This is a genomic window from Mesorhizobium sp. M7A.F.Ca.CA.003.01.2.1, assembly GCF_003998945.1.
In the GTDB taxonomy this organism is placed as follows: domain Bacteria; phylum Pseudomonadota; class Alphaproteobacteria; order Rhizobiales; family Rhizobiaceae; genus Mesorhizobium; species Mesorhizobium ciceri.
This window is the reverse complement of the sequence record NZ_RZRA01001539.1, coordinates 1-664: the sequence shown is the minus strand read 5'-3', so window position 1 is coordinate 664 and position 664 is coordinate 1. Positions and strand designations below refer to the sequence as shown.

Genomic DNA, 664 nt, shown 5'->3' with positions numbered 1-664 from the left:
AGCCCAGTCAGGTGTCGCTTTTTCGGCGTCAAGTTTGCCGAGAGATATTGCCATTGCCGACGTTGGCCCTACCATCCATTGAGCGTCCCAGATGGACCGTGGTCAGGCGTGAGGGCTGGCGATGAAAAGCGTTGCGAGACGGATTGCGGTTGCGGGCGTGGTGCTGGCGGGCGCTGTTCATGCGTCAAGTGCAGCTGAACTCAACACGATGGACGATGTCGGGGCCGCGATCCAGGCTTGCTGGACACCGCCGGCGGGAGCGGGAACCGCCAGCGTCACCTTGAGCTTCAGCTTCAAGCGGGACGGCACGCTGATCGGCCCACCGAGGCCGACAGCCATCAAGGTGGAAGGCGATGCCAAGGCGAAGAAGTCCTTTGTCGACGCCGCAACGACCGCCTTGCAGAATTGTCTGCCCCTGACCTTCTCAGCGAAACTGGCGCAAGGCATCGCCGGCAACGTGTTCACGTTGCAATTCGCCTCTCCCAAGTAGGCACCCGCCGCCGGCTCAATGGTGACTGCGCCGTGCCGCGGCATGCCGGGCAAGATCGGGCGTTTCGAAGACGTAGTCGTTCCAGGCCGATTCCGGAACCTGACCGGCCAGATAGCATTCCAGCAACAGGCTTTGTTCGGGATTGAGAGGCCTTGGCGCGCGCTGATCCAGCCC

General features: G+C 62.5%; 1 protein-coding gene. It reads left to right on the top strand.

Going from position 1 to position 664, the window contains the following annotated elements; all coding sequences use genetic code 11:
* Window positions 1-121 precede the first annotated feature (121 nt).
* On the top strand, window positions 122-490 hold the full coding sequence (locus EN969_RS34045) for a hypothetical protein (RefSeq protein ID WP_063169151.1): 369 nt from the start codon (window positions 122-124) through the stop codon (window positions 488-490).
* The last annotated feature ends 174 nt before the right edge of the window (window positions 491-664 follow it).